Consider the following 1,465-nt stretch of genomic DNA (forward strand, 5'->3'; position numbering starts at 1 on the left):
GTATCCCCCCGACCAACTACATCTTTGCTAGTTCATCTATTTTTTTATAATTCTGCGGGTAGAGGTCTTTTAAATTTTTGTGGTTGATGGATTGGATGTTTTCCAAAGTATATTTAAGCCAGTTGTACGGATTAACTTCGTGTTTTTTACAGATGGCAAAAAACGAATAAATCATCGCGGCGCGTTGGGCTGCATCATGGCTTCCGGCGAAGAGATAATTTTTTCGGCCAAGGGCTAACGGACGAATGGCGTTTTCTACCAAATTATTGTCGATTTGCAAATTTCCATCGTATAAATAGGCAGACAACGCATCCCATCTAGCGTAAGCGTAAGCCATCGCTTTGCCGATTTGACTTTTAGGAAGGGTGTTTTTAATCTCTTCAAAAATCCATTTTCCAAGTTTGTTGATGGTTTCAAGAGAATGGGATAATCGTAAATCTTTGATTGCTTCTGCCGTAAGATTTTCTTCTTTAGCTTTGCGTTCTACCGCGTATAATTTTTGGATAAGCAACAAGGCTTTTTCGGCTCTGGGTTTGTCGTTATCTAATGCTTTTTCAAACTCACGGCGGGCATGCGCCCAGCAAGCCAAGTGCGTAACACCGTTTTTTCGAGCGTATTTTTCGTATACAGCGTAGCCATCGGTTTGTAGGTAACCAATAAAATCTTTTAAAATAGGTAAAGGCGCACTGCTGCCGCGCGTTGCACTGTAATCGAACAACACGGTGCCTTCAAGCGGCGCGTGATATACCCAATAATAACCTTGGTGGGTAGCGTCTTTTTTGTCGCTGTCCAACACTTTTATCGGACTTTCATCAACCTGTAAATAGCCATTTGATTTGGTATCGAAAACCAACTGTTCATAAAGCGGTTCCAGTTTATTGAGCGCTTCTTTGGTCCAACCTTCAATAGTGGATGAAGCTATTTGGATGTTTTCTCTCGAAAATCGCTGTTTTTGACGATACAATGGTAAATGATCTACATATTTGTCGGTCAAAATCATCGATAAAAGTCCGGCACCAGGGATGCCTTTGTCAATTACGCGCTCGGGAAGCTCGCCAATTACAACGCCTTCTCGGTTTTTAGCGGCATATTTGTAGCGAATGTAGCGTTTGATGTAAAATCGGGCAGGTTGACATTCCAGTTCTTCGGTAATTTCTTTGCCAATGCAAACCATTTCAGAAAGATCTTCTTGAGGAAAAATTTCGATTTCTTCCACATCAAGATGCGATGGCAATTTGGCACGACCTTTATGATTGGGGCGTTTGCGTTGGTAAGTAATTTTTTCTTCAATGATTGCTTCTTGCTCGGCAGCTTTTTCAACTGAGACCTCAAACGGAAGTGCCATTTGATCGGGATTTCCTTCAAAACGCTCACGCTTTTGACCAAATTGCATACGTTTGTACATCTCAATTTGAGCTTTTAGATATTCGCGCTCTTTTAAAAGGGAATCATTTTCCTGAGAAAG

Annotated in this window: 1 protein-coding gene; it reads right to left on the minus strand. The window is 41.4% G+C overall.

The annotated features are described in order from the left end of the window. Positions 1-16: 16 nt before the first annotated feature. On the minus strand, positions 17-1,465 hold a 1,449-nt coding region (gene tnpC, locus BLV84_RS12380), incomplete at its 5' end, for an IS66 family transposase (RefSeq protein ID WP_200796279.1).

The sequence above is a fragment of the Psychroflexus halocasei genome, from assembly GCF_900107595.1.
GTDB lineage: Bacteria > Bacteroidota > Bacteroidia > Flavobacteriales > Flavobacteriaceae > Psychroflexus > Psychroflexus halocasei.